This window comes from Bifidobacterium sp. B4079, from assembly GCF_026537385.1.
In the GTDB taxonomy this organism is placed as follows: Bacteria; Actinomycetota; Actinomycetes; order Actinomycetales; family Bifidobacteriaceae; genus Bombiscardovia; species Bombiscardovia asteroides_I.
This window is the reverse complement of the sequence record NZ_JAFNMH010000001.1, coordinates 754,092-777,295: the sequence shown is the minus strand read 5'-3', so window position 1 is coordinate 777,295 and position 23,204 is coordinate 754,092. Positions and strand designations below refer to the sequence as shown.

At 59.4% G+C, this 23,204-nt stretch carries 25 protein-coding genes; 15 read left to right on the top strand and 10 right to left on the bottom strand.

Annotation, left to right across the window (positions count from 1 at the left end):
* Positions 1–22: 22 nt before the first annotated feature.
* Both J3T95_RS03335 and J3T95_RS03330 read right to left on the bottom strand, forming a co-directional pair.
* Positions 23–1,591 (bottom strand): Mur ligase family protein, encoded by a 1,569-nt coding sequence (locus tag J3T95_RS03335; protein ID WP_267450375.1) that lies wholly within the window; start codon positions 1,589–1,591, stop codon positions 23–25.
* Between the two features lie 186 nt (positions 1,592–1,777).
* Entirely contained in the window at positions 1,778–2,536 is a 759-nt protein-coding gene (locus J3T95_RS03330; protein ID WP_267450374.1) for an exonuclease domain-containing protein, read from the bottom strand.
* A gap of 143 nt (positions 2,537–2,679) precedes the next feature.
* Here J3T95_RS03330 and J3T95_RS03325 point away from each other — a divergent pair, with 143 nt between their 5' ends.
* The gene (locus J3T95_RS03325) at positions 2,680–3,300 is read left to right on the top strand and encodes a sigma-70 family RNA polymerase sigma factor (RefSeq protein WP_220237384.1); all 621 of its coding nucleotides are present in this window, start codon (positions 2,680–2,682) and stop codon (positions 3,298–3,300) included.
* 39 nt (positions 3,301–3,339) lie between these two features.
* A complete protein-coding gene (locus tag J3T95_RS03320) occupies positions 3,340–3,627 on the top strand; it encodes a hypothetical protein (protein WP_220237099.1) in 288 nt (95 codons plus the stop codon).
* A gap of 135 nt (positions 3,628–3,762) precedes the next feature.
* Here J3T95_RS03320 and J3T95_RS09215 read toward each other — a convergent pair whose 3' ends face one another.
* Together J3T95_RS09215 and J3T95_RS03315 are read right to left on the bottom strand one after the other, a co-directional pair.
* A complete protein-coding gene (locus tag J3T95_RS09215) occupies positions 3,763–3,837 on the bottom strand; it encodes a 50S ribosomal protein bL37 (RefSeq protein WP_099327425.1) in 75 nt (24 codons plus the stop codon).
* 85 nt (positions 3,838–3,922) lie between these two features.
* The gene (locus J3T95_RS03315) at positions 3,923–4,891 is read right to left on the bottom strand and encodes an aldose 1-epimerase family protein (RefSeq protein ID WP_267444551.1); all 969 of its coding nucleotides are present in this window, start codon (positions 4,889–4,891) and stop codon (positions 3,923–3,925) included.
* A gap of 172 nt (positions 4,892–5,063) precedes the next feature.
* Here J3T95_RS03315 and J3T95_RS03310 point away from each other — a divergent pair, with 172 nt between their 5' ends.
* Complete coding sequence (locus tag J3T95_RS03310) at positions 5,064–6,170, top strand: 4-hydroxy-3-methylbut-2-enyl diphosphate reductase (protein ID WP_267450373.1); 1,107 nt, start codon at positions 5,064–5,066, stop codon at positions 6,168–6,170.
* On the opposite strand, the gene ybaK is transcribed toward J3T95_RS03310, so the two are convergent.
* Entirely contained in the window at positions 6,156–6,662 is a 507-nt protein-coding gene (gene ybaK / locus J3T95_RS03305; protein ID WP_267401215.1) for a Cys-tRNA(Pro) deacylase, read from the bottom strand. The genes J3T95_RS03310 and ybaK overlap by 15 nt on opposite strands.
* Positions 6,663–6,739: 77 nt before the next feature.
* Here ybaK and J3T95_RS03300 point away from each other — a divergent pair, with 77 nt between their 5' ends.
* Positions 6,740–7,336: a DedA family protein gene (locus tag J3T95_RS03300; RefSeq protein WP_267450372.1), complete on the top strand. Its 597-nt coding sequence runs from the start codon at positions 6,740–6,742 to the stop codon at positions 7,334–7,336.
* Between the two features lie 72 nt (positions 7,337–7,408).
* On the opposite strand, the gene gap is transcribed toward J3T95_RS03300, so the two are convergent.
* From gap to J3T95_RS03275, 5 genes are all read right to left on the bottom strand, one after another.
* The gene (gene gap / locus J3T95_RS03295) at positions 7,409–8,464 is read right to left on the bottom strand and encodes a type I glyceraldehyde-3-phosphate dehydrogenase (protein WP_267450371.1); all 1,056 of its coding nucleotides are present in this window, start codon (positions 8,462–8,464) and stop codon (positions 7,409–7,411) included.
* Between the two features lie 189 nt (positions 8,465–8,653).
* The gene (locus J3T95_RS03290) at positions 8,654–9,079 is read right to left on the bottom strand and encodes an arsenate reductase family protein (protein ID WP_267450370.1); all 426 of its coding nucleotides are present in this window, start codon (positions 9,077–9,079) and stop codon (positions 8,654–8,656) included.
* 40 nt (positions 9,080–9,119) lie between these two features.
* A complete protein-coding gene (locus tag J3T95_RS03285) occupies positions 9,120–9,869 on the bottom strand; it encodes a thiamine diphosphokinase (protein ID WP_267450369.1) in 750 nt (249 codons plus the stop codon).
* A gap of 41 nt (positions 9,870–9,910) precedes the next feature.
* Complete coding sequence (locus tag J3T95_RS03280) at positions 9,911–10,267, bottom strand: branched-chain amino acid transporter permease (protein WP_267450368.1); 357 nt, start codon at positions 10,265–10,267, stop codon at positions 9,911–9,913.
* Positions 10,264–11,001: an AzlC family ABC transporter permease gene (locus J3T95_RS03275; protein WP_267450367.1), complete on the bottom strand. Its 738-nt coding sequence runs from the start codon at positions 10,999–11,001 to the stop codon at positions 10,264–10,266. The genes J3T95_RS03280 and J3T95_RS03275 overlap by 4 nt, the downstream gene beginning before the upstream one ends.
* A 174-nt stretch (positions 11,002–11,175) precedes the next feature.
* Here J3T95_RS03275 and msrB point away from each other — a divergent pair, with 174 nt between their 5' ends.
* The 11 genes from msrB (at position 11,176) to rpmI (ending at position 23,193) form a co-directional block, all read left to right on the top strand.
* The gene (gene msrB, locus J3T95_RS03270) at positions 11,176–12,153 is read left to right on the top strand and encodes a peptide-methionine (R)-S-oxide reductase MsrB (RefSeq protein WP_267450366.1); all 978 of its coding nucleotides are present in this window, start codon (positions 11,176–11,178) and stop codon (positions 12,151–12,153) included.
* Positions 12,154–12,274: 121 nt separating this feature from the next.
* Positions 12,275–14,164 carry an asparagine synthase (glutamine-hydrolyzing) gene (gene asnB, locus J3T95_RS03265; protein WP_267450365.1) on the top strand — a complete coding sequence of 630 codons (1,890 nt, stop codon included), beginning with the start codon at positions 12,275–12,277 and terminating at the stop codon, positions 14,162–14,164.
* 82 nt (positions 14,165–14,246) lie between these two features.
* The gene (locus J3T95_RS03260; protein ID WP_220237111.1) at positions 14,247–15,173 is read left to right on the top strand and encodes a sugar-binding transcriptional regulator; all 927 of its coding nucleotides are present in this window, start codon (positions 14,247–14,249) and stop codon (positions 15,171–15,173) included.
* Positions 15,174–15,524: 351 nt separating this feature from the next.
* On the top strand, positions 15,525–17,300 hold the full coding sequence (locus J3T95_RS03255; protein ID WP_324123849.1) for a dihydroxyacetone kinase family protein: 1,776 nt from the start codon (positions 15,525–15,527) through the stop codon (positions 17,298–17,300).
* Positions 17,297–18,226, top strand: coding sequence for a sugar phosphate isomerase/epimerase family protein (locus J3T95_RS03250; RefSeq protein ID WP_267450363.1), 930 nt, complete (start codon positions 17,297–17,299; stop codon positions 18,224–18,226). The genes J3T95_RS03255 and J3T95_RS03250 overlap by 4 nt, the downstream gene beginning before the upstream one ends.
* 74 nt (positions 18,227–18,300) lie before the next feature.
* On the top strand, positions 18,301–19,296 hold the full coding sequence (locus J3T95_RS03245; protein WP_220237114.1) for a 4-hydroxythreonine-4-phosphate dehydrogenase PdxA: 996 nt from the start codon (positions 18,301–18,303) through the stop codon (positions 19,294–19,296).
* Between the two features lie 136 nt (positions 19,297–19,432).
* On the top strand, positions 19,433–20,776 hold the full coding sequence (locus J3T95_RS03240) for a GntT/GntP/DsdX family permease (protein ID WP_267450362.1): 1,344 nt from the start codon (positions 19,433–19,435) through the stop codon (positions 20,774–20,776).
* Between the two features lie 51 nt (positions 20,777–20,827).
* Positions 20,828–21,268 carry an RpiB/LacA/LacB family sugar-phosphate isomerase gene (locus J3T95_RS03235; protein ID WP_220237116.1) on the top strand — a complete coding sequence of 147 codons (441 nt, stop codon included), beginning with the start codon at positions 20,828–20,830 and terminating at the stop codon, positions 21,266–21,268.
* Positions 21,269–21,318: 50 nt separating this feature from the next.
* Entirely contained in the window at positions 21,319–22,095 is a 777-nt protein-coding gene (locus J3T95_RS03230) for a triose-phosphate isomerase family protein (RefSeq protein ID WP_267450361.1), read from the top strand.
* A 230-nt stretch (positions 22,096–22,325) separates the two neighbouring features.
* On the top strand, positions 22,326–23,018 hold the full coding sequence (gene infC, locus J3T95_RS03225) for a translation initiation factor IF-3 (protein ID WP_110417009.1): 693 nt from the start codon (positions 22,326–22,328) through the stop codon (positions 23,016–23,018).
* Entirely contained in the window at positions 22,999–23,193 is a 195-nt protein-coding gene (rpmI, locus tag J3T95_RS03220; RefSeq protein ID WP_015021617.1) for a 50S ribosomal protein L35, read from the top strand. The genes infC and rpmI overlap by 20 nt, the downstream gene beginning before the upstream one ends.
* The last annotated feature ends 11 nt before the right edge of the window (positions 23,194–23,204 follow it).

Below are 23,204 nucleotides of genomic sequence, written 5' to 3'. Positions count from 1 at the left end.
TCTTAGGAACCTGTCGGGATCGTCAGACCTTGGCTGCGCCGGTGGCTCCTAGGTCGTAGCTTTTTGTGCCCAGAAGACGTGCCACCACGTGGTCGTCACCCTCGTAGGGCACGTGGCGGCCCTTGCTCTTGAACCAGCGTTCCTCGCCCTTGCCGGTGACCAGAATGATCCGCAGACCATCTCCGGGCAGGCCCGGCTGACCAAGACCCTGTTCGATGGCCTGGGTCCTGTCCAGCACCATGCTGGTCTCCAGATTGGCGTTGGTGACGAAACTCAGCATCTCCTGGTCCACGTGTTCCGAGCTTTCTTCGTTTTCGTCGTCAGAGGTCAGGATGAGCCGATCGACACGGTCCTGGGCTGCCTGGACGATGCCCTTTCGGCGGTCGATCCCCCTGCCGCCTGTCGCTCCGCAGACCAGAGTGATCTGAGGGTCACGCTCGCCATAGCGCTCATCCACAAAGTCCAGAAGGGCCTTCATGGAGGCGTAGTTATGGGCGTAATCGACATAGACGATCCGGTTGTCGGCTTGGAAGCATTCCATTCTGCCGGCGATGCGGACCTTCTCCATGGCCTGGACGGCATCGGCATCGGGTTCCAGCCCCAGCCGGTTCAGCATGGCAAAAGCAGCTATGGCGTTCAAGGCGTTGAAATCACCGGCTATGGACAGGCTGATCGGGATCATGGAACCACTGGAGGGGCCGATCAGATAGTCGTTGCCCTTACCCGGGGCCTTGCGAGCAACGAAGTCGGCCTCTTGTCTGCCGAAACCGAAGGTGGTCACTGGAATGCCGGCGGTGTTCGCATCCTGGCGGATCAGGTCGGCTCTCTGGATGTCGGCTCCCATGACCAGCTGCCTGCTGTTGTAGGCTATGCGGCGCTTGCAGTAGAGATAGTCCTCGAACGTGGGGTGCTCCATGGGGCTGATGTGGTCGGGAGAGATGTTCAGGAAAGCCCCCAGGTCGAAGGTCAGCCCATAGACACGATGCACCTTGTAGGCCTGGGAGGAGACCTCCATGACCAGGTAGCGCATGCCGTCATCCACCGCCTGGCGCATCATGCGGAAGAGGTCCAGCGACTCGGGCGTGGTCAGCTGGGATTCTGCATAATGGCGGCCGTCCAGGCAGTTGTCAACTGAAGAGAACAGGGCCGCCCTGCCCCCGGAGAGTTCGCTCAGCATGGCGTGCAGGTAGTAGGCGGTGGTGGTTTTGCCCTTGGTGCCGGTGATCCCCACCAGGGTCAACTGGTTCTGAGGGTAGCCGTAGAAAGCGGCCGAGAGCAGGCTCATGGACTTGCGCACGTCATTGACGATGATTCCCGGGGCGTTGGTGTGGGCGGACAGGTCCTGCTGGGCCACATAGGCTGCCGGGCCTTCGGGGCCGCAGGAATCCATGTATTCGGGCAGGAAATGCCCCTTGCAGAAGAGCAGGCTGCCGGGCCCGGCCTGGCGGGTGTCGTAGGTGACGTCGGTGAAGGGCTTGAGCAAATGGTGATCCGCTGGCTGATCCAAGGCCCATCGGTCACCCTGAATCACCTCGCGCAGCTGATCGCGTTTGCGCAGCAGTTCCAGGGCCGAAGCCATAGTCAGCGCCATGCCGTCTTCCTCCTCGTCTGATTGGTTCTTTGAGCCCGACTGCAATCCGGTCGAGGCCAAGTCTAAGTCTATAGTCTCAGCCAGGCAGCGGTAGGTGGGTCCTGCGACCCCTTGACCGAAAATATACATATGCTTCAGGTTCCATACCGGAACTGACTGGGCCAACCATTCCCCAGTGATGAAAGGTCAGAGCCAGGTGTCTGCGACCGGGCGGCGGCCCTGGGAGATCAGGTGCTGGTTGAACCGTTCCCGCCACTTGGCCTGCGCCTGCCGCTGCCAGTCCATAAGGGAGTCCATGGTGATTCGGGCCACCTGGGGGAAAAGGGCGGTCATGGGTTTGATCAGGTCCACGGCCGCCACCGTATCCGCCATGGCATTGTGGAAGTTTCCTTGGGGGATGACGCCGTAGTACTCGCTGGTCAGCCCCAGAGTGCGGCGGCCCGGCCGATGGGAGATCTCCCTGTCCAGGACCAGAGGGTCCACCACCAGCAGATCGCCCTCGCTTATGGGCTTGACCGAACCCGCGCACCAGCGGGCGATGTCCCCGTCCAGCATCTGCACGTCGAAGGGGGCGTTGTAGGCCAGCAGAGGGATGCGTTTGTCCTGGGCGCGGGCAATGAATCCCGCCATCTGCTCGGTGGCCAGCTCAGGCTCCATGCCCTCGGCGGCCAGCTGCTGATCAGTGAACCCGTTGACCCGACTGGCCCCCTTGCTGATATGCCGGTGCGGATTGACTATCCAAGTGGCTACTGCATCCCCTGAGTAGCCCTTGGTTGGGTCGCGCAGAACCAGGCTGGCCGAAACAATGCCATCCTTGCCCGGTCTGGTGCCCGTGGTCTCGGTGTCGAACCCCAGAAGCCAGGAGTCCCCCAGGCGAGTCGACCCCTCTTGCTGCGGGGCGGACTGAAGCGCCTGCTCCATGCTTGGGTACTCGGTGTTTTCCATAAGCGTGATTTCTCCTCAGTCATTATGGTAACCGAGGACCGACCGGGTCGGAACCGCAACGGGCGAGGGGGGATGGCACAATAGGGGGTGTGGCAGATACCAGCGAGCTCGAAAGCAGAAAACGTCAATTCGAGGCTCTGGCCATGCCTGCGGTGGATGTGCTTTACCGACAGGCCATGCGCCTGACCAACAACCCCGACGACGCCCAGGATCTGGTCCAGGACACTTTCGAGCGCGGCTTCAAGGCCTTTGACCGCTTCCAGCCCGGCAGCAACTTCGAAGCCTGGATGACCACCATCGAGCGTAACGCCTACTTCAACCAGTATCACAAGGCCAAGCGGCGCCCCCAGAGGGCCAACGACTCTACCGGCGAGTACAACGACTGGGACATCTATTCGGCCTCGGAGCATGGGTCCGAGGGGCTCAAATCCGCCGAGCAGGAATACATGGAGACCTTCGCCCCTGAGGAGATCATGGCCGCCTTGGACCGGCTCAGTCCGGAACGCCGGCGGGTCTTCATCGACGCTGCCATCGACGGCAAGAGCTACCAGCAGGTGGCCGACGAGGAGGGCATCAAGATCGGCACGGTCATGAGCCGGCTGAACCGGGCGCGCTCGCAGCTGCGTCAGGAGCTGGAGCGGTATGCCCAGGAGCGTGGTTACCAGCAGGGGCGTGGGGCTGCGGGCAAGCCCTCAGCGGAACAACATGGCGCTGGTGCTGCCAGGCCTAGTATAAAAAAAGAGATCAGCAGCAAGGGGCACTGAGGGCCCCCGAAGATCGGATACCAGGAAGCGGGCAGGAGCATGGACGGACGCGTGGAGATGAGTCACTACGCCTACGATGACGGCGGCACCGTCAGAGTGTCCCACGCCAGCCTGCGCATCTACCAGGATGCCTCCTGCGTGGATCCCAGCGACAGCTTCGACCCGGAATCATGCTGCGACGATCGGGAGCGCATGGTCATCGAGGAGTTGCGCCGGTATCTGCGCCCCGAATGCGCACCGGACTGTCTGCTGGATCGGCTCAAGCAGATGTTCGATCAGATGGATGAACTGGAGCAGGGGACACCGGATCGCAATATAGACAAGTAGATCCAGCCGGCTTCTTGGCAGAACTCGGTTCTGCCGGCCATTCAGGCTATTGCAGAAATCATGGTCATGTGTATGCAGCCATGGTTTTTACGTATATATGCAAAACCCCGGCACCGTTGGTGCCGGGGCAGACGATCAGGTGTTCGGCCTCTTGCCGTGGTTGGCGGCCTTCTTGCGGCGATCCCTGCGCTTGCGTCCGCGCATGCCCATGATTGGACTCCTTTGCTACTGATGAACCTATAAGCCTTGCCGATTATCGCACACCGGGCTGACCTTTGTCGACCGGCCCGACAGCTCAGACCTCTTGTGCCCGGTATCCCACCTGGGTGGTGTAGACGGCGGCAGGCTGAAGAATCACCAGATTCCGGCCTGTCCGAAAAGCGTTGGCGTAGGCGGTCATGGGCTCCACGGCAACGCCGGCCGGACGCATGCCAGCGTCGAAGCCGGTCCCGGTGCATACCTGCCATGAGGTGATGGTCTCATCGCCCCAGAGCTGAATGCGGATGCCGTCCGGCCGGGTGAACCAAGCCGAGCAGGTGCCGTCATCGTCCCGCTCCACATCGGTCCAGGCATCGTCGAAGTCCGCATCCTCGCCCAGCACAGAACCCTGGCGCAGATCGGTTCGTCCCTGGACGGGTTCGGTGCCGGTGGGCAGCAGCCTGTCCGGATCGACCACCACGTGAGTGCGGCAGGGGATGGACAGGGTGCAGGGGGCGTTGTCCTTCTGGACCTGGTCCCCGACGCCCCGCTTGCCATTGGCCAGCCAGGGGTGGATGCCGAAGGCCCAGGGTGCAGCCTCGTCGCCTAGGTTCAGGGCCCGGGTGGTCATGGTCAGCCCCTGGTCGTCCAAGGCGTAGGTGACGCTGACCACCACGTCGAAGGGGTATCCGGCCATGTCGGGCACCCGCCAGGAGAGGCTGACGGAGTCCTCGGACAGAACCTGCAGGTGCCAGTAGGCCCGGTAGCCGTATCCGTGAATAGCGGTGTTCCGGTCATGCTCGTCAATGGGCAAGGTGTAGGTGTGGCCTTGGAATTCGTAGGTGCCGTCCTCAATCCGGTTAGGGAAGGGGACCAGCACGTTCCCGTTGCTGCAGGGTACGGTTCCATCCGAGTCAAAGGAGGCCAGCAGGTCCTTTCCCCGGTATTTCAGAACCCGCAGTATGGCACCCAGCTCCGTCACCACCGCTTCGTAGTCCCCGTGACGGATGCTGTACTGCTGTCCTGTCCGGGGCAGGGCCCCGCCCATCATTTCGTTCGTATGCATGCTCCCACTTCCATAGTGCCGTTGATGCTTGGTACGCCACCATCCTAGCGCCTCAGTGGTCTTGGCTTCTTGGTGAAAGAGTGGCGTATGGACTACCGGGGGCTGTCCAGGCTTTCTACCATGGACCTGCAGCGTCCGGAACCGTCCGGATTGACATCGATAAGGAGCGGCAGTGGCAGGATTTCGGACCACCGTGTGCGGACAGCCGACCCTGCAGGGGCATGGGCGGGTCATCCTTGCTAATCCGCGCGGATTCTGCGCGGGGGTGGACCGAGCCATCCAGACTGTGCAGACCATCCTGGATGCAGACAACCCCCGCCAGGATCAGGGTTTGCCTCCGGTATACGTGCGCCGGCAGATAGTCCATAACCGGCATGTGGTCGAAGACCTGTCACGGCGGGGGGCCGTGTTTGTGGATGAGCTGGACCAGATTCCCGACCAGGCCGTTCGTGCCGGAGTGCCCGTGGTCTTCTCGGCCCATGGAATCGCCCCCTCGGTCGTCAAGGAGGCCCGGCGGCGGGGGATGCGCGTGGTCGATGCCTCATGCCCTCTGGTCAGCAAGGTCCACCGGGAGGTCCAGCGCTTCGTTCGCGACGGCTACTCGATCATCTACATAGGCCACCGTGGGCACGACGAGGCTGTGGGAGTCATGGGGGAGGCCCCGGACCGGGTTCACCTGGTCGAGCATGAGGCTGATATTAAGGCCTTGGATTTTAGGCCCGACACCCCGCTGGTCATGCTGACCCAGACCACCCTGAGCCTTGATGAGACCGCCGACCTGGCTGCAGCCCTGCGTCGACGCTTCCCCTGGATGGAGGAGCCGCCGGGTTCCGACATCTGCTATGCCACTCAGAACAGGCAGCAGGCTGTCAAGCTGGTGGCCGGTCAGGCGGACTGCATGGTTGTGGTGGGCTCGGCCAATTCCTCCAATTCGGTGCGTCTGGTCGAGGTGGCCCGTCAGGCTCTGGAGACGCGGTTTCCTGGTCAAGGTGGGCAGAGGGCCCACCGGGTCGACGATGCCGACGAACTGGACCCGACTTGGCTGCAGGACATGGATTCGGTCGGGCTCACTTCGGGTGCTTCGGTTCCCGAAGACCTGGTCCAGGGGGTGCTGGAGACTCTGGCTTCCCGAGGGTTTTCCCAGGTGACCCGAGCCCGGGCGGTCGACGAGCATATGCGCTTCGTCCTGCCTGCCGCCTTGCGCTCCGCCCGGGCAACCAGGAAAGTTCCACAGCCGCAGGGCCAGGCCCAGCGCTCAAAACTCTCAGTCGGCGGCTAGAGGTGCGGTTTTGGCTTTGAGGACACGTATCAGATCCCTCGGGTCCAGCCCCAGGCTGATGCCGCGCTTGCCGCCGGAGACCATGATGGTGTCAAACTCTAGAGCGCCCTGGTCCAGCACTGTCAGGTGCTGGGTGCGTTGCCCGAAGGGCGAAATGCCGCCCAGGACATATCCGCTCTCTCGCTCGGCCTGGGCTTTGTCGGCCATGCGGGCCTTCTTGGCGCCCACGGCTGCTGCCAGGTGTTTGAGGTTCAGATGGCCAGTAACTGGAACAATGCCGATAACCCGTTCCTTGCCCGTGTCGGCCATCAGGGTCTTGTAAACTGTGCGCGGGTCCAGGCCCAGCTTTTTGGCGGCCTCGATGCCGTACCCCTGGTCCATGTGGTCGGCGCTGTGATGGTACTCATGGATGGTGAAGGGGACTCCCAGACGCTCCAGCTGGGCCATGGCCGGGGTCGCGGCATCCGAGTCCGGCCGCTTCTTCTTGCTCATGACTCCATGTTAAGGTACTGACCGTTTAGGTAGGCTGAGGGGGTGTTTTTGGCGCCCTTGCGCGGAAAGGATAGTCCATGACCGCTGTCAATGCCTGGCTGCTTGATGCGGTGACTGGTGGCTGGGGGCTGGCTGTGCTGTTCCTGGCCGCCTTCCTGGATGCGCTGATCATTCCCATACCCACGGAACTCATGGTTCTGGCTACGGCTTCAGCCTTTCGAGCCTCGGGACGACCCCTGCCCGTCCTTGTCTTTCTGGTATGCGCCCTGGCCTTTGCGGGCGGCGATGCTTGCGCTTATGAGCTGGGGCGGCTGGTCCCGCTGAACCGTCTGGCCGTCTTCCGCGGTGCCGCAGGCAAGGCTGTGGCTTCATGGGCACACCGGGCCCTGCTCCAGGGAGGAGGCTTCTTCACTCTGGCCTCGCGGTTCGTGCCCTCGGGCAGGACCGTGGTCAATCTGACTGCCGGGGCGGCGCGATATCCGCTCAGCCGTTACCTGCCTCTGGCTGCTCTAGCCGGTCTGCTCTGGTCCGTCTACATGTGGACCTTGGGGTACATGGCATCCTCCTGGCTGAAGAACAACCCTTTGGCCGTCATGGCCATCGGTTTTCTGGTGGGCATGGTCATCGGCCTGGTCTGCGACTTGGCCATGCGTGCGCTTACCTGGAGGCGCTGACTACGACAAGGGGCCCGCCCCCGCATGGGAACGGACCCGAAATCGCTATGGCCGGAGAAACCGGTCTGATGCTCAGTCGCCCAGTTTGGCGAAGTAGAGCAGGGTGCGGATCATGTTGCTGGTGAACCCGTACTCGTTGTCGTAGAAGGCGACGGTGCGGACCAATTGATCATCGCCGTGGGTGTTGACGTCAGTCTGGGTGGCGTCAAAGACACCGCCGTGAGTGTCGCCGATCACATCCGAGGAGACGATGCCTTCGTCGTTGTAGCCGTAATAATCGGTGCCCTCGAAGGCCTTCTTGGCCGCAGTGTTGATCTCGTCGACGGTGACCTTCTTGTCCAGGACGGTGGTCAGCTCGGTGACGGAGCCGGAGGGGACAGCCACACGCTGGGCATGTCCCTGCAGCTTGCCGTCCACAGAGGGGACGACCTTGCCGATGGCCTTGGCAGCGCCGGTGGAATGCTCGATGGTATTGATCGCTGCAGCGCGTGTGTTGCGGGGCTTGTTGCCCTTGGGGCCGTCCAGCAGCATCTGTGAGCCGGTATAGGCATGGATGGTGGTCATGTAGCCGATGCGGATGCCGAAATTGTCATCCAGCATCTTGACCATGGCAGCCATGGAGCCTGTCGTGCAGGAGCCTGCCGAGATGATCTTGTCAGAGGCCTTCAGGGTCTCCTGGTTGACTCCGTATACGACGGTGGGGGTGGTATCGTCCTTGGCGGGGGCGGAGATCAGGACCTTCTTGGCGCCTGCGTTCAGATGGGCCTGGGACTTCTCGGCCGAGGTGTAGAAGCCGGTGCACTCCAGAACGTAGTCCACGCCGTCGTTCTTGACCCAGGGGATGTTGTTGGCATCCTTCTCGGCGTAGACCGGGTACGCCTTGCCGTCCACCACAATGGCGGTGTCGGTGGAGGTGACCGAAACCGGTGTGCCGTCGTCGTGGCGGAAGTTGCCCTGGGTGCTGTCATACTTGAGCAAATAGGCCAGAATGGCCGGGGTGGTCAGATCGTTGATGGCGGCCACCTCGATGTTGGAGGCGTCGCCGCCGCGGGCCTGGAGCTCAAAGATGCGCCGGAAGGCCAGACGACCGATACGTCCGAATCCGTTGATGCCAATCTTTACTGTCATTCAATTCTCCCTTGGAGATTGGCCGTATACAGCACAAAAATTACCGGACCGTATATGGCCGATTACTGATAACATCTCATAGTTTATAGAACCCTGTGTACTTATAGCAAGCGATTACACTGGTTATGCAAAGGAAAAAACGAACAAACAAAATGGTAGGTTTTGTTGTTTGTTTGCACAATAAAACGATCAGGAATTGTGAGGATTTTCGTTCGTATCAGCCAGCCAATCCTCCCACTGCTGCTGACGGAATCCAACCAAAACATGCCGGCCATCCAGCAGGATGGGACGCTTGACCAGCATGCCGTCGGTCGACAGCAGCTGCAGAGTTTGTTCCGTGTCCATCTGCGGCAGGCGTTTGCTCAGTCCCTGGCTGCGATAAGCCTGGCCTGAGGTGTTGAAGAATCGCCGGACGGGCAGGCCGCTCATGTCCAGCCAGGCGGTGAGTTCCTCCTGGGTGGGGCGGTCCTCCTTGATGTCTCTCTCGGTGAAGTCCACATTGTGGTCACGCAGCCAGGTGCGGGCCTTGGCGCAGGTGGAGCAGCGGCTGTAGCAGATGAAGAGCGGGTGCCGGGCTGTCGGGGTCGCTGACTGCGTGGTTGAAGCAGCTGTCATGTATTTTCCTTTCCAAATGGAGTTCCAGGTCAAAAGAGGCTCAGGCCAGTCGCCGGGAGGGCCGGGTCTCCAGGGAGCCCAGGTCAGCCTTGGCTTCCAGGCTGGTGATCCAGACCGGCTCGGGCGCCGAGATGGGGTAGGTGACGAACATGGTTCCCTGCTTCAGGGCTATGTGGGCCGGTCTGCCGGGCAGGAACTCGTTGCTGACACCAGTCACTTGCTGGTTGGTCATGGTTATGCCGTCCGTCTGGTATTTGAGGCCCTGCTCGACCACGCCCAGAGCCTGGTCATCGGCAGCCAGGACGGAGACCATGGACCTGGGCGGGCAGTCCCAGGCGGGGAAGTCCAGGCTGCCAGGGCCAAGGGCCGTGACCAGCATTCCCTGGCCCCAGAGTTCGGCCCGGCCCCCGCTGGCGGCGATCAGATGGATCAGGTTCAGGTTGGCCAGCGTGTGGTCCATGCGCCCGCCCAGGCCACCATATATAAGGAACCGTCGGCAGCCCCGCTGCCAGCCCACCTTGGCTGCAGCCATCAGGTCGGTGTCGTCCTTCTCGGCAGGAAGGACCCGGCGGGGGATGTCTGTACGCAGTTTTCGGCTCCCGGCGGGCAGGGAGTCGAAGTCGCCCACGACCAGTTCGGGTTCGTCCCCGTGCTCCAGGGCCGGCTCCAGTCCGCCATCCGCCGCGATGACCAGAGCCTGTCCGCCGCGTGCCTTCTCTTTGCCGAAGTACTGTCCTGCGCCCCAGATTCGGCAGAGAGGCACCTGGGCTGATTGACCGTCATTCTGCATAAGAGTCTTCTTCCTGCCTTCGTCCCTTTGAGGCGCCCCCATCATCCCAGACCAGCCAGACCGACCAGGAAGGTCAGCCAACCCTGCACCAGGGCCATGTAAGTCAGGGTGCCGCAGGCGATGCTGACCATCATGTTCCTCCATCGCAGGTGAGCCAAGGCCGTGACTAGCAGGGCCAGGGCCTCGTAGAGCCCGTGATCGCCACTCACCAGGTTGGTGTGCCTCAACGAATAGACCACCAGCAGTCCCATGACGGCGCCGGGCAGCAGACGCCCCAGCCTGGTCACCAGGGCCGGTGGCCAACGCCCCTCCGGCCAGATTATGAAGGGCAGGAATCTGGTGGCCATGGTTGCCAGGACCACAATGCCTATGGTGATCAGTTGCAGCGCGGTTGTCATGAGGCCTCCTTTTGTCTGCGGAAGTCCAAGAGGATGAAGATGTCCAGGATGGCCACCATGGACGGGATGATGAACCGGTCGGGTCCGAAGACCAGCAGACAGGCCAGAGAGGCCAGCAGACCGATCAGGGCAGGCAGGCGGGCCTCGGCCTGCCGCCACTGCTCCAGAAAGAGGACCAGGAACATGGCGGTCAGTACGAAATCCAGCCCCCTGGTGTCGAAGCTCGCCAGGTTGCCTAGCACAGCGCCCAGGGTGGCGCCGCCCACCCAGTAGATTTGGTTGAGCAAGGTGACAAAGAACAGGTACCAGCCCTTGTCGGTCCCGGCTGGGTGAGGATCGGCGGACTCCAGGGCAAAGGTCTCGTCGCACATGCCGAAGATCAGGTAGGGCTTTTTTCGGCCTGTCCCACGAAAGACCGGCAGCATGGCCAGGCCGTAGAAGAGGTGCCGTGCGTTGACCATCAGGGTCAGCATCAGCGCGCCCCAGGGATTGAAAGTGGACATAAGCAGGTCCACGGTCACGAACTCCATGGACCCGGCGTAGATCAGGGCGCTCATGGCCAGTGGGTAGACCACCGGGAATCCTCGGCTGGTCATCAAAAAACCGTAGGAGATCCCCAGCACCAGGAATCCGGTCATGATGGGCAGAGTCCGTGGGAAGGCCGCGGCTAGGGAGCCCAGGATGGTCCCGGAAGGCTTCGCGACTTCGCCTGCCTCTTCCTGCGTCGTCTGCATGACCCTCCTCCTGACGTCGTTTCAAAGATGGTCAACAATGATAATCGCCCTTTGCTCCGCAGATGCAGGCTGGTCGACAATGTGAGAAGGCTGTCAAGAGGCGAGAGAAACGGAATAGGCGCTCTCCCGCTCCTGTTGAATGCGGAGACATGCACCGGCATGTGAGGAGGAATCATGGATAAGAACAAGATTTCGGCCAACAACCCGGCCACGGTCGTTCTGGCTGGGGGATGCTTCTGGGGCATTGAGCGGTTCTTCCAGGAGGTGGATGGGATCATTGACACCCAGGTGGGATACGCTCAGTCCATTGAGCCCGATCCCAGCTATGAACAGGTATGCAGCGGCGCCACCGACGCTGTGGAGAGCGTGCGATTGACCTATGACCCCCAAGTTGTCAATCTGCGGACCCTGACTCTGCTCCTGCTCGACCTGATCGACCCCTTCTCCGTGGATCGGCAGGGCAACGACCGAGGCAGGCAGTACCGCAGCGGCCTTTACTGGGATCCCGAGCATCGCGAACAGGAGGAGCCCGTCTTCCGGCGTGCCCTGGATGAGCTGGAGCGCAGGACAGGCCGTCATCCCGCTGTGCAGGTGGAGGCCCTGATCAACTTTTATCCCGCCGAGCAGGCCCACCAGGACTATCTGCTCAAGAACCCCGGCGGATACTGCCACATCCCTCTGGAGGCTATCGCCAGCGCCGCCTCCCGCCAGCGCTATATCGAGCGCATCTGGTCCCTGGATCCCGAAAGCTACGAGGTGACCCAGCACTCCGCCACCGAGCGGCCCTTCGCCAACGCCTACGACGGGGAGTTCCGCCCCGGCATTTACGTGGACGTGGTCAGCGGGCAGCCGCTCTTCTCCTCGGCGGACAAGTACGACTCGGGCTGCGGATGGCCGGCATTCACCAAGCCCATCGATCCCGACTTGCTGATCAATCGCAAGGACTACAAGCTGCTGGGCCGGCCCCGGATCGAGGTGCGGACGGCCCAGACCGGCATCCATCTCGGGCATGTCTTCGATGACGGGCCGGCCGACCGTGGCGGGCAGCGCTACTGCATGAACTCCGCCGCCCTGCGGTTCGTGCCCCGGGATCGGATGGAAGAGGAGGGTTACGGGGACTATTTGCCCCTGGTGGACGGGGCGACCCGCTGATGATTCCTCTTCCAATGGCGTGCCAGAGCCTCAGCAGAGGCTCCGGCACGAGCCAAGTGCAGAGCCATCGTCTTTTGGGTCTATTGTGGACTTGCTGATGGCTTGATAGGGGGTCATATCAATGTGCGGAATAGCCGGGTTCGTCAGCGATGCCACCGCCGAGGAAAAGACGGATGTGCTTAAGCGGATGACGGATATCATAGCTCACCGCGGCCCTGACAATGAAGGCCATTTCGTCGATGAGCGGGTGGCCATGGGATTCCGTCGCCTGAGCATCATCGATCTGCAAGGGGGCGACCAGCCCATCTTCAATGAAGATTCCTCCATGGCCATCACCATGAACGGGGAGATCTACAACTACCGCGAACTGCGCCGCCAGCTGATCGACCTTGGCCACACCTTTTCCACCGAGTCGGACACCGAGGTCATCCTGCACGGCTACGAGCAGTGGGGCCACCAGGTGGTCAACCACCTGCGGGGCATGTTCGCCTTCGTCATCTGGGACCGTGGCCTCGGCGAGCTTTTCGGGGCCCGGGACCATTTCGGCATCAAGCCCTTCTACTACGCCCAGATGGGCGGCACTTTCATGTATGCCTCGGAGATCAAGAGCCTGTTGCAGCATCCGGACTTTCGCAAGGAACTCAACGCTCAGGCTCTGCGCCCCTACATGACCTTCCAATATTCGGCCCTGCCCGAAACCTTCTTCAAGGGGGTCTTCAAGCTTCCGGAGGGTCATTGGTTCACCTTTCGTGACGGTCAGATGAGCATCCGCCAGTACTACGACCCGGCCTTCGGCGAGAGCAGACAGAGCCTGAGGGATCTGGTCGACTCCATCGATCGAACTGTCCAGGATTCAGTCAAAGTCCACCAGGTGGCTGACGTGGAGGTGGGCTCCTTTCTCTCCTCAGGGGTGGACTCCAGCTATGTGGCCGCCTTGGCGCGCCCCCGGCGCACCTATTCGATCGGCTTCGGCAAGGGCACCTACAACGAGTGTGACCAGGCCGGCGAGCTGGCCTCCATGCTTAAGCTCAACAACACCGCCGAGTCCCTGGACGGTGATCAGGCCTTTCGCTACTTCCCCCAGATCCAGTGGTACATGGATGAGCCGGATTCAAACCCCTCCTGCGTGCCGCTCTTCTTCCTTTCCGAGCTGGCCAGCCGCGATCTGCGCGTGGTTCTGAGCGGGGAGGGCGCCGACGAGCTTTTCGCCGGGTACGTCGACTACGGCGTGCACACACGATCGCGCATCATCAAGGATGCCACCCGTCTTCTGGGCAGGCTGCCTCGCAAGGCCAGGTATGCCATCGGCCATTGGGCCAAAGGCAAACACTTCCACGGAGCCTGGCACCTGTATGCCAATCTGGTCCCTGCCGAGGAGAGCTTCATCGGCCAGGCCAGGGTCTTCGACGAAGACGAGGCCGGCAGACTGCTCAGGCCGCCCTACCGCGAGGCTCCCCGGGTCTCTGAGATCACTGGGAGGATCTACGCCCGGATCAAGGGGAGCGGCCTGTCCGAGATCAAAAAGAAGCAGTATCTGGACATGCATCTGTGGATGCCCGGAGACATCCTTCTTAAGGCTGACAAGATGACCATGGCCCACTCCCTTGAGCTGCGGGTGCCCCTGCTGGACCGCAAGCTGATGGATGTGGCCGAGAAGGCGCCCACCAAATACCTGATCACTGATCAGAACACCAAGTTTGCCTTCCGCAAGGCCGCCAACCGCCATATTCCCCGCGAGTGGTCCGCCAGGGAGAAGCTGGGCTTCCCTGTGCCCATCCGGGATTGGCTGCATCAGGAGCGTTACTATCGTCTGGTCCGCAGTATGTTCGAGCAGGAGTGGGTGGCTGAACTCTTCGACCAGGAGGGCCTGCTGCGCATGCTGGACGACAATTATGCCAAACGCAACGACGCCCGCCGCAAGATCTGGACCGTGTACTCCTTTCTCACCTGGTATGACGTCTACTTCATCCACGATGGGACCAAGCCAGAGCTTCAGGATCCAGGAAAATAACGCGGTACCCTTGAATACAGCTTAAAGAGCTGGATAGGGGGTACCCTCCATGGCTTTACGCCCTGATGTCGCCAGAGGCAGGATGGCGGATGCCGCTGAACTCTATTGGGTGCACGGCATGAAAGTTGCTGCCGTTGCAAGAGAGCTTGATGTGTCCGCATCAACGGTCTCACGTCTGCTGTCTGAGGCGAAACGCCGCCACATCATCGAATTCACCATCAATCGCCAGGAGGATTCGGCGCTCGAGCTGAGACATCACCTTGAGGAGAAGTTCCATATCCACGCAGTTGTCGTGGGTACTGGTGAGATATTGGATGCCACCAGGCGAAGGGTTGCCGTAGGGGATGCCGCTCAATCGCAGATCTGGAAGATGGCCAATTCCGATATGGTCATCGGGGTGGCGTGGGGTCGTACTACAGAATCCCTTTCCCTTCAGCTGATACCGAAGCACCTATCGGGTGTTGAGATTCTGCAGCTTCATGGTTTCGGGAATACGCTTTCCTTCGGGGAAAATTATTTTACTCAGATTCTCACTCGCTTCGGCACTGCATATGACGCTCAAGTTCATTTGTTCCCTGCTCCTGCCATCTTCGATTCCAGTGAAACCCGTGAGATGATGTGGAAAGAGACCAGCATTCGTCAGATGCTGGAATTGCGGCGTTCCCTGGATCTGATCATAACCTCTGTTGGCACCCCGTACGGGGCCACGCCCAGTCCTTTGTTCGGTTCGGGAGTGCTGTCCCGTCATGATCGCGAAGAGCTCAACCGTGAGCATGTAGTAGGGGACGTGACTTCCACCTTCTACCGCAGCGACGGCAGCATGCGTGATTTGGCTATCAACAAGAGGTCGACTGGACTGAGCCGAGAGGAGTTGCTCAGGGTGCCGACCCGTCTGTTCATCGTAGCCGATGAAAATAAGGTTCAAGCCTTGACTACGGCTCTTAATGCCGGCTTGGTTACTCACCTGGTCGTTGACCAGACGACGGCAGCACATCTGGTCCGGCAGTAGGCGGGATTGCTCCACCAGCAAATACAGGCGTGCATTGTGGCATGGGCTGATCGACCTGTTCGATGCAAACTATATCCAAACGCTTGGCAGTTCATGCAGCATGTCGTTTTCATTGATTCACATTCCAATAAATACCTAATAAGTGAAAATATTTGCAAAAATATCTGGTATTCGATGCGCGATATCACCATTTATGCGTAAAATATTCGCTTCTAGTGGGCGTTTTTGCTATTACTGAAAGTGCCGTGAGGGATGGCGATGTCCTGAAGCGGATCTGAAAAACAGAAGAGCCCAGTGTCATGCTCCTGGGCTCACCACCTTTCCGAGTGAAGATCTCGGGGACAGAGAGGAATGCGCACGATGGCGTGTCGGATTGATGATGTCGGTGAATTCGCAACGGAATCGATCAGAGGATTCGTCCAGGCCAATCCTGGATATGTCAAGGCATGCCCAGGCGGCGTGATTCGTCCAACACGTTCCAGGGATAATCAGGTTGCGCTGGTAATTGGCGGAGGCATGGGACACTATCCGGCATTCGCGGGACTCGTGGGGCCAGGCATGGCTCAGGCGGCCGTGCAAGGCAATATATTCGCATCTCCGTCCGCCAGGCAGGTTGTTGACGTTTGCCGTCGAGCCGATCAAGGGCGAGGCATAATCCTCATCTTCGGCAACTACGAAGGAGATCGGCTGAATTTCAACCAGGCTGCACGCATGCTTCGTGCTGAAGGCCATGATGTACGGGTTCTGCCGGTTACCGATGATCTGTATTCCGCCCCTCCAGATCGAATCCAGGAACGCCGGGGCATAGCGGGCGATATGGCGGTTTTCAAAATCGCTGGAGCTGCCTGTGCGGCGGGAATGGACCTGGATTCTGTGGAGGCCTTGGCCATGCGTGCCAATGCCTGCACACGAAGCTTGGGTGTGGCATTTTCCGGGTGCACGCTGCCCGGGTCGGACAAACCACTGTTCAGCGTCCCTGAAGGCCGTATGTCGCTAGGGCTCGGAATCCATGGAGAGCCTGGAATCGGCCAAACAGATCGGCCTACTATCGACGGTTTGGCGGATCTGCTGGTCCGACGTCTCATGGATGAAAGACCCGTGGATCGTCAAATGCATGAGGCGCATGTGGCTCCCATTCTTAACGGCTTGGGCGCCCTTAAGTCCGATGAGCTCTTTGCGGTATACGATGCTGTCCAGCGACGTCTGTCACAGCTGGGTCTGCGACTGATCCAACCTCTGGTGGGGGAGTTTTGCACCAGTTTTGACATGAACGGATTGTCGCTGTCCTTGTGCTGGCTGGATGAGGAATTGGAGCCTCTTTGGTGTGCTTGCGCGGAGACGCCGGCTTTGCACCTGGGCGATCGTACAGATGCAAATCAGACGGATATAGATGCTGAAATGTCTGTGCAGGAGGATGGTCCGACTGAAAAAGAACAGCAGGCCACTCCGGAGTCAAAACAGGCTGCTCAAAGCATGGCCAGAATCATGCAGACTGTGATGCAATGCGTTGACGACAATGTGGATTATCTGGGACGGATAGATGCAGTGGCGGGTGACGGGGATCACGGACTCGGCATGCAGCGCGGTGCTGAAGCAGCCTCAAAAGCTGCAGATGAAGCAATTGCAACTGGGTCCGGCTGCCGAACTGCATTGAAGGAAGCCGCTGAAGCTTGGGCCGATAAGGCAGGCGGCACGTCAGGAGCGCTCTGGGGCGAATTGCTGGCATCCCTAGCAGGTCATCTCTCTGATTCATCGAGACCTGGCAAGGAGGAGATTGCAGAGGGCTGGCGCGACGCTGACAAGCAGCTTATGGAGTTTGGCGGGGCGAAACCGGGAGACAAGACCATGGTCGATGCCGTGCATCCTTTTGTGCAAGCTTTTGCGAGTTGCGGGGACTCGCTGGCAAATACGTGGAGTCACGCTGCAGAAGCCGCTCGCCATGGGGCTGAGGAGACAGCCGATATGCTTCCCAAGAAGGGTCGCGCGAAAGCCCATGGCAGCAAGGATCTGGGTACTCCAGACCCAGGAGCGGTCTCATTTGCCATGATTGTCCAAGCCGTAAGCCCCTTACTTAAGGATTTGGCCAGCGAAGAACAGTGCAATGCCGACAAGGCGGTGCTCTCATGAGCATGGCCGTGATCAATAAGCCAGTGATTGCCACTTGCCTGAATGGAGCGCCTCTGCAAGGAGCCGACGGTAGATCCATGTCCGAGGCCGACCCAAGCGATTGGGCCAAGGTTTTCACAGCGATAGCAGCTGCCGGTTTCCATTACGCCGAACTGTCGGATGCCTGGATCAGGCCGGCGGACATGACCCCTGCAAGGAGGCATGAACTGGTGGAGACTGCACGAAGCTGCGGGGTTGAATTGCCTTCCTTGCATGTGCAGCGCGCCAGCGTCATACAGCCGGGAATCGGGCAGAGCAATTTGGCTTATGCGCACGCCAGCATTGACGCTGCAGCAGAGATGGGCATGAAAGTCTTTTCAACCGGACTGCATCAGCCCTTGAGCCCCTCGCAACGCAAGGCCTTTTGGTTCTGGCTGGGACAAGGTCCGGTAGATCCGCCTGACGACCCTGAACGCTGGCAGACTGCGGTGCGCAGAATCAGAGAGCTGGGCCGGCATGCCAATGGCGCAGGAATGGTCATGTCTTTGGAGATGTACGAGGACACCTATCTGGGCCGCGCTGACTCCGCCGTTCATTTCGTATCCGAAGTAGGCCTGCACAACGTGGGTCTCAATCCTGACGTAGGCAACCTGGTACGTCTGCACCGGCGGATCGATGATTGGCGCGAAACCTATCGGAAAACACTTCCATATGCGGTTTACTGGCATCTGAAGAACTATCAGCGCGACGAAGCCCCTGACGGTTCCTGGCACGTTGCTATACCCACAACCTTGCGTGACGGCATCATCGATTACCGTTGGGCGGTCCATTATGCCCAAAGCTGCGGATACCAGGGCATGTTCATCTGTGAGCACTACGGGGGCGATGTCCTGTCTGTCTGCGCTCACAACGCTGGATACCTGCAGAAACTACTTTCCCGGCCGTGACCTTCGAAACGATGAACCTATCGGTCAATGATTTGGGGAAATAAACCAACACCATATCCAACAAAGGAGTACATATGAGTGCAAATGCATCAACAAAACCGCGTATTGCCATGACGTTCGGCGATCCGGCCGGCATTGGCCCTGAACTTGGCGTCAGACTGCTCGCTGATCCCAAAAACCGTAAGTCCGCCGACATCTATGTTTTGGCTGACAGGGTTGAGGTGGAGTCCGCGGCCGAGAAGGCCGGCCTCGAAGTCCCCATTGCTGGTCAACCTAATGATGATGCGGTAGCCGTTCTCGACGATCATTCGCTACCTGAAACCGCTATCCCCGTCAAGCAGACGTCCAAGGTAGCCGGCGAGCGCGCACTGCATCAGCTCAGTCGTGGACTTGATCTAGCGCGCGATGGCAAAATTGAAGCCATGGTTTTCATGCCGCTGAACAAGACCAGCCTGCACCTGGGCGGCATGAACGAGCTCGACGAACTCCGTTGGTTCGCCAAGAAACTGGGATTCAATGGGTTTACGAGTGAAATCAATATCATTCCAGGATTGTGGACTTCAAGGGTGACCAGTCATATGGGACTCAAGGACGTGCCGGGCCGTATCACCAAGGATGGTGTGGTCAGCGCAATCACTCTGCTGCACAACCTGCTGCATGACTCGGGCATAGCAGAACCCCGCCTTGGTGTTTGCGCTTTGAACCCCCATAATGGCGAGAACGGCATTTTTGGCCGTGAGGAGATCGATATCATTCGTCCCGGTATCGAGCAGGCTCGGCAGGCCGGTGTCAACGTGGATGGGACCTATCCGGCTGACACCATATTTATTGGCGCCAAGGACAGGTATGACGGTGTCGTTACGATGTACCACGATCAGGGCCAGATCGCTATAAAGCTGATGGGCTTTGACGGTGGAGTCACTGTCCAAGGCGGTCTTCCTGTCTTCATAGATACGCCTGCGCATGGAACGGCATTCGATCTGGTTGGTCAGAACAAGGCCAACATCACCTCAAGCCAGAATGCCTTCAACATTGCCTGCGCCATCGGATCAAGCAGGGTCAATCGCTGATTGTCAAGATCCTGCCGGCGGTCAGGCGAAAGAGGTCGACAACGGATGTCATCCGCTTCCCTGACTGTTCGACGTGCCCCGGCATCCTTATGGTTCCGGGGCCATCTTTTGGTCATACATTCAAGGAAAGAGTGTCATGCTTCCAGTTCTCAGCGGCATTGCCGCCATCATTGTTTTAATAGTTTTGATTGTGTACTGCAAACTACATCCCTTTGTGGCGCTCATCATCTCATCTTTGTGCCTTGGTTTGGTCAATGGCCTGGGCACGGAGAAGACCGTCAAATCCTTTACTACGGGATTCGGTTCTCAGCTGTCCACCACCGGTATCGTGATAGGTTTGGGAGCCATTATCGGTGGGATGCTCGTCAGCAGCGGCGGTGCCGAACGAATAGCCAGCGTGATCGTGGGCAAGAGCAAGAAGGCTCTAATCCCCCTTGCCGTAGGTCTGGTGGCTTTGATCATCGAATTGCCCAATTTGTTCGAGGTCACTTTCGTGCTCCTTATCCCAATTGTGTTCTCTGTGGCTAAGAGGACTCATACCAGTGCGCTTTACGTAGCCATACCTATGGCAGCCGGTATGATGACCGCCCATGGTCTGCTTCCTCCCGGCCCTGCTACCGTCATCGGTGCGGGCGCAATCGGGGTGGATCTCGGGTTGGTTTCCATGATCGGCATCGTAATCTGCATTCCTGTGTTCGCGGCCGGTGTCTGGCTGTTCCCCAAGCTCATGCAACGGTATTACCTTCGCTATCAGGTAAGCGACGGCTCTGAGTATGCCACCAAGGACGACGCCCTGGCACAGGCCCCCAGCATGCTCAAATCGCTGCCTTCGGTTCTGCTGGCCCCAATTCTGCTGATCATCGGCACCATCGGCAAGGCGGTCTTCTCCAAGGGCTCCGTCGGTTATGTGATTACGCAATTCTTTGGAAATACTGTAGTCGCCTTGCTGCTGTCGGCCCTGTACGCGCTGATCTTCTTGGGGCTCGGTTCGGGCATGACCGCCAAGAAAACATTGAGTCAGAGCAAGACCAGCCTAAAAGGTGTGGTCAATGTTCTGCTGATCATTGGCGCAGGCGGTGGCCTTAAGGAAATGCTGCAGAGCACTGGTCTGAGCGATCAAATAGCGACAACCACGGCCAAGTGGGCCATTCCCACCGTTCTGCTGGCTTGGCTGATCGCCGCGCTCTTCCGAGTTGCTCTTGGGTCTGGCACGGTCGCTGTGGCGGCTGCAGCGGGCATCGTTGCTCCGATGGTTGCGCAAGCTGATGATTTGCATAAGGCGCTGGCTGTTCTAGCCATCGCCGTAGGAGCCATGATCTTCTCTCATGTAAATGATGGCGCCTTCTGGCTCTTTCAGGAGTATCTGGACATGACAGTTCCTCAGACCTTGAAGACATGGAGCTTCTTGGTGACTGTCCAATCGGTGGCAGGTCTGATTGCTCTGCTGCTGGTGGATGCCGTCCTAGGCATTGTGGTATAGGCCGCTAGCCCGATAAGTCGATATTCGAGATTCAAGGAAAGGTGAAAGATAATGAGACTGGCGTTCGGAGCCGATCCTAATGCTGCAGGGTTGAAGAATGTGCTTATGGAGGAGGCAAGACGCCTGGGTCACGAGGTGATCGATTTTCCTACTGATGATCCAATCTACGCCAACGTGGCCATTGTCCTTGCGCAGTCTGTGGTTCGGGGTGAAGCGGATCGAGGCGTCCTGCTTTGCGGGACGGGTTTAGGCGTTTCGATCTCGGCCAATAAGGTGCCGGGAGCCTATTGCGCCTGCGTATCGGACATATATCAAGCCGAGCGTGCACGCCGCAGCAATGATGCGAACATCATCGCCATGGGTGCTCAGGTTCTGGGACCCGAAACAGCCAAATGCCTGTTAAGGGCTTATCTGGCCAGTGAGTTCGATCCTGATTCCAGAAGTGGCCCAAAGGTGGCGCGCATCCGTCAATTTGAGCTTCATCAGCAATGATGAATCCGTGGGCAGCAGACAGTCAATTTTCATTGCGCTAAGTGGGGAAGATGAACAAGCCGATTGTGGCCATAAGCCTGAAGATGTATTTTACAAGGAAACAGACACTGGCATATTGTCGACGATTAGCCGATCTTCTCAATGCCGTAGCCCTCCCGCTGGACAAGGTGACCATGGCGGTTCTGCCGGATTACCTTACGGTGGAGCAGGCTGGACAGGCCCTGCTGTCCGCGGATGTTCATCTCGGCATTCAGGATGTATGCGATCAAGACCGTGGCCCGTTTACTGGGGAGGTCTCGCCCCTGGATGCTTGTGACCTGGGTGTGACCGTGGCTGAAGTGGGTCATGAGGAACGCCGTCGCATGTATGGGGAAGATGATGAACTCATCGGGCGAAAGGTTCGTGCATGCTGGCGCAATGGGTTGACACCCCTGCTGTGCGTGGGCGAGCTCATCAACCAAGGGCCTGACGCGGCCGCTGATTATTGCTTAAAGCAGATTGAAATGGGACTTGGTGAGAAGCCTGACCTTCCAGCCTGGATTGCATATGAACCGGTCTGGGCCGTCGGGGCTTCCAGCCCCGCTCCAGTTGAATACGTTCGAAAGGTATGTTCGATTATCAAAAATGAGCTTGGTCCCAAATGCCGCAATCTGTCGCTCATATATGGAGGGGCCGCTGCTCCGGGATTGTTGACTGAGCTTTGGCCGACGGTCGATGGGGTGTTTCTAGGTCGTTTCGCGCATGATCCTGCTGCTTTTCTGGAAGTGGTGAAAGAGGCCTGGCGCTTGGTCAGCCAGGACTCGGAGGATCAGGTCGGTCGGAGTTGACCGCTCATCGGCGTTGTGCTAGTATATCCCTCGGCTTGAGGAATCAAGAAAGCGGGTGACCCACCTGGAAGTCTCTCATGACTTCGGGTTCGAGAAGTGGCGGTGCTCTGTTGTGTTTTACAGAATCGCTCATGAATGCGAAAGCGCGTCGTTTGCAGCGATGGTCTTTTCGCCTGGACTCATGTGGATTGGCTGCAGGCAGTGGATGTTGTGGTATTTGAGAAGGAGTCATCATTAGCGACGAACCAAGGATTAACGACGATATACGAGTGTCTCAGGTACGCCTGATCGGGCCCAACGGCGAGCAGGTGGGAATCATTGCGACCTCCGTCGCCCTCAACCTGGCCAAGGAGGCCAACCTTGACCTGGTCGAGGTTGCACCTAAGGCCAAGCCTCCGGTCGCCAAGCTCATTGATTACGGCAAGTTCAAATACAACGAGAAGATCAAGGCTCGTGAGGCGCGCCGCAACCAGAGCATGTCGGAGATCAAAGAGATCCGCTTCAGATTGAAGATCGACGACCACGACTTCGAGGTCAAGGAGGGGCACGTGCGCCGCTTCCTGTCCGCCGGAGACAAGGTCAAGGTCACTATCATGCTGCGTGGGCGCGAGCAGTCCCGGCCCATCGGCGGCGTGGAGCTCCTGCGCAAGCTGGCTGACGACGTCGCGGATCTGGGCTCCATCGAGTTCGCCCCCAAGCAGGAGGGGCGCAACATCATCATGACCCTGTCGCCTAAGGGTAAGAAGGTCCACACCCAGTCTGAGCAGCGTCGGCGGGGTGGCCAGGCCCGTGCCGAGCGCAAGGCCCGCCAGGCGGCCCATCTGGCTGCCAAGGCCGACGAAAAGGAGACTGCGGGCTCCAACAATACTTCTCCCAAGCAGATGAAATCCAAGGAGGGCAGCAATGCCGAAGATGAAAAGTAACTCCGCCGCATCCAAGCGCGTTCGGACCACGGGTTCGGGCAAGCTCATGCACGCCGGGACCGGTATGCGCCACAATCTGGAGCACAAGTCGGCCAAGAAGCGTCGTCACCTGTCCACTGACGAGGTGCTCGCTCCGACCCAGTCCAAGAACATGAAGAGGATGCTGGCCCGCTGAGCGGGTGCCGT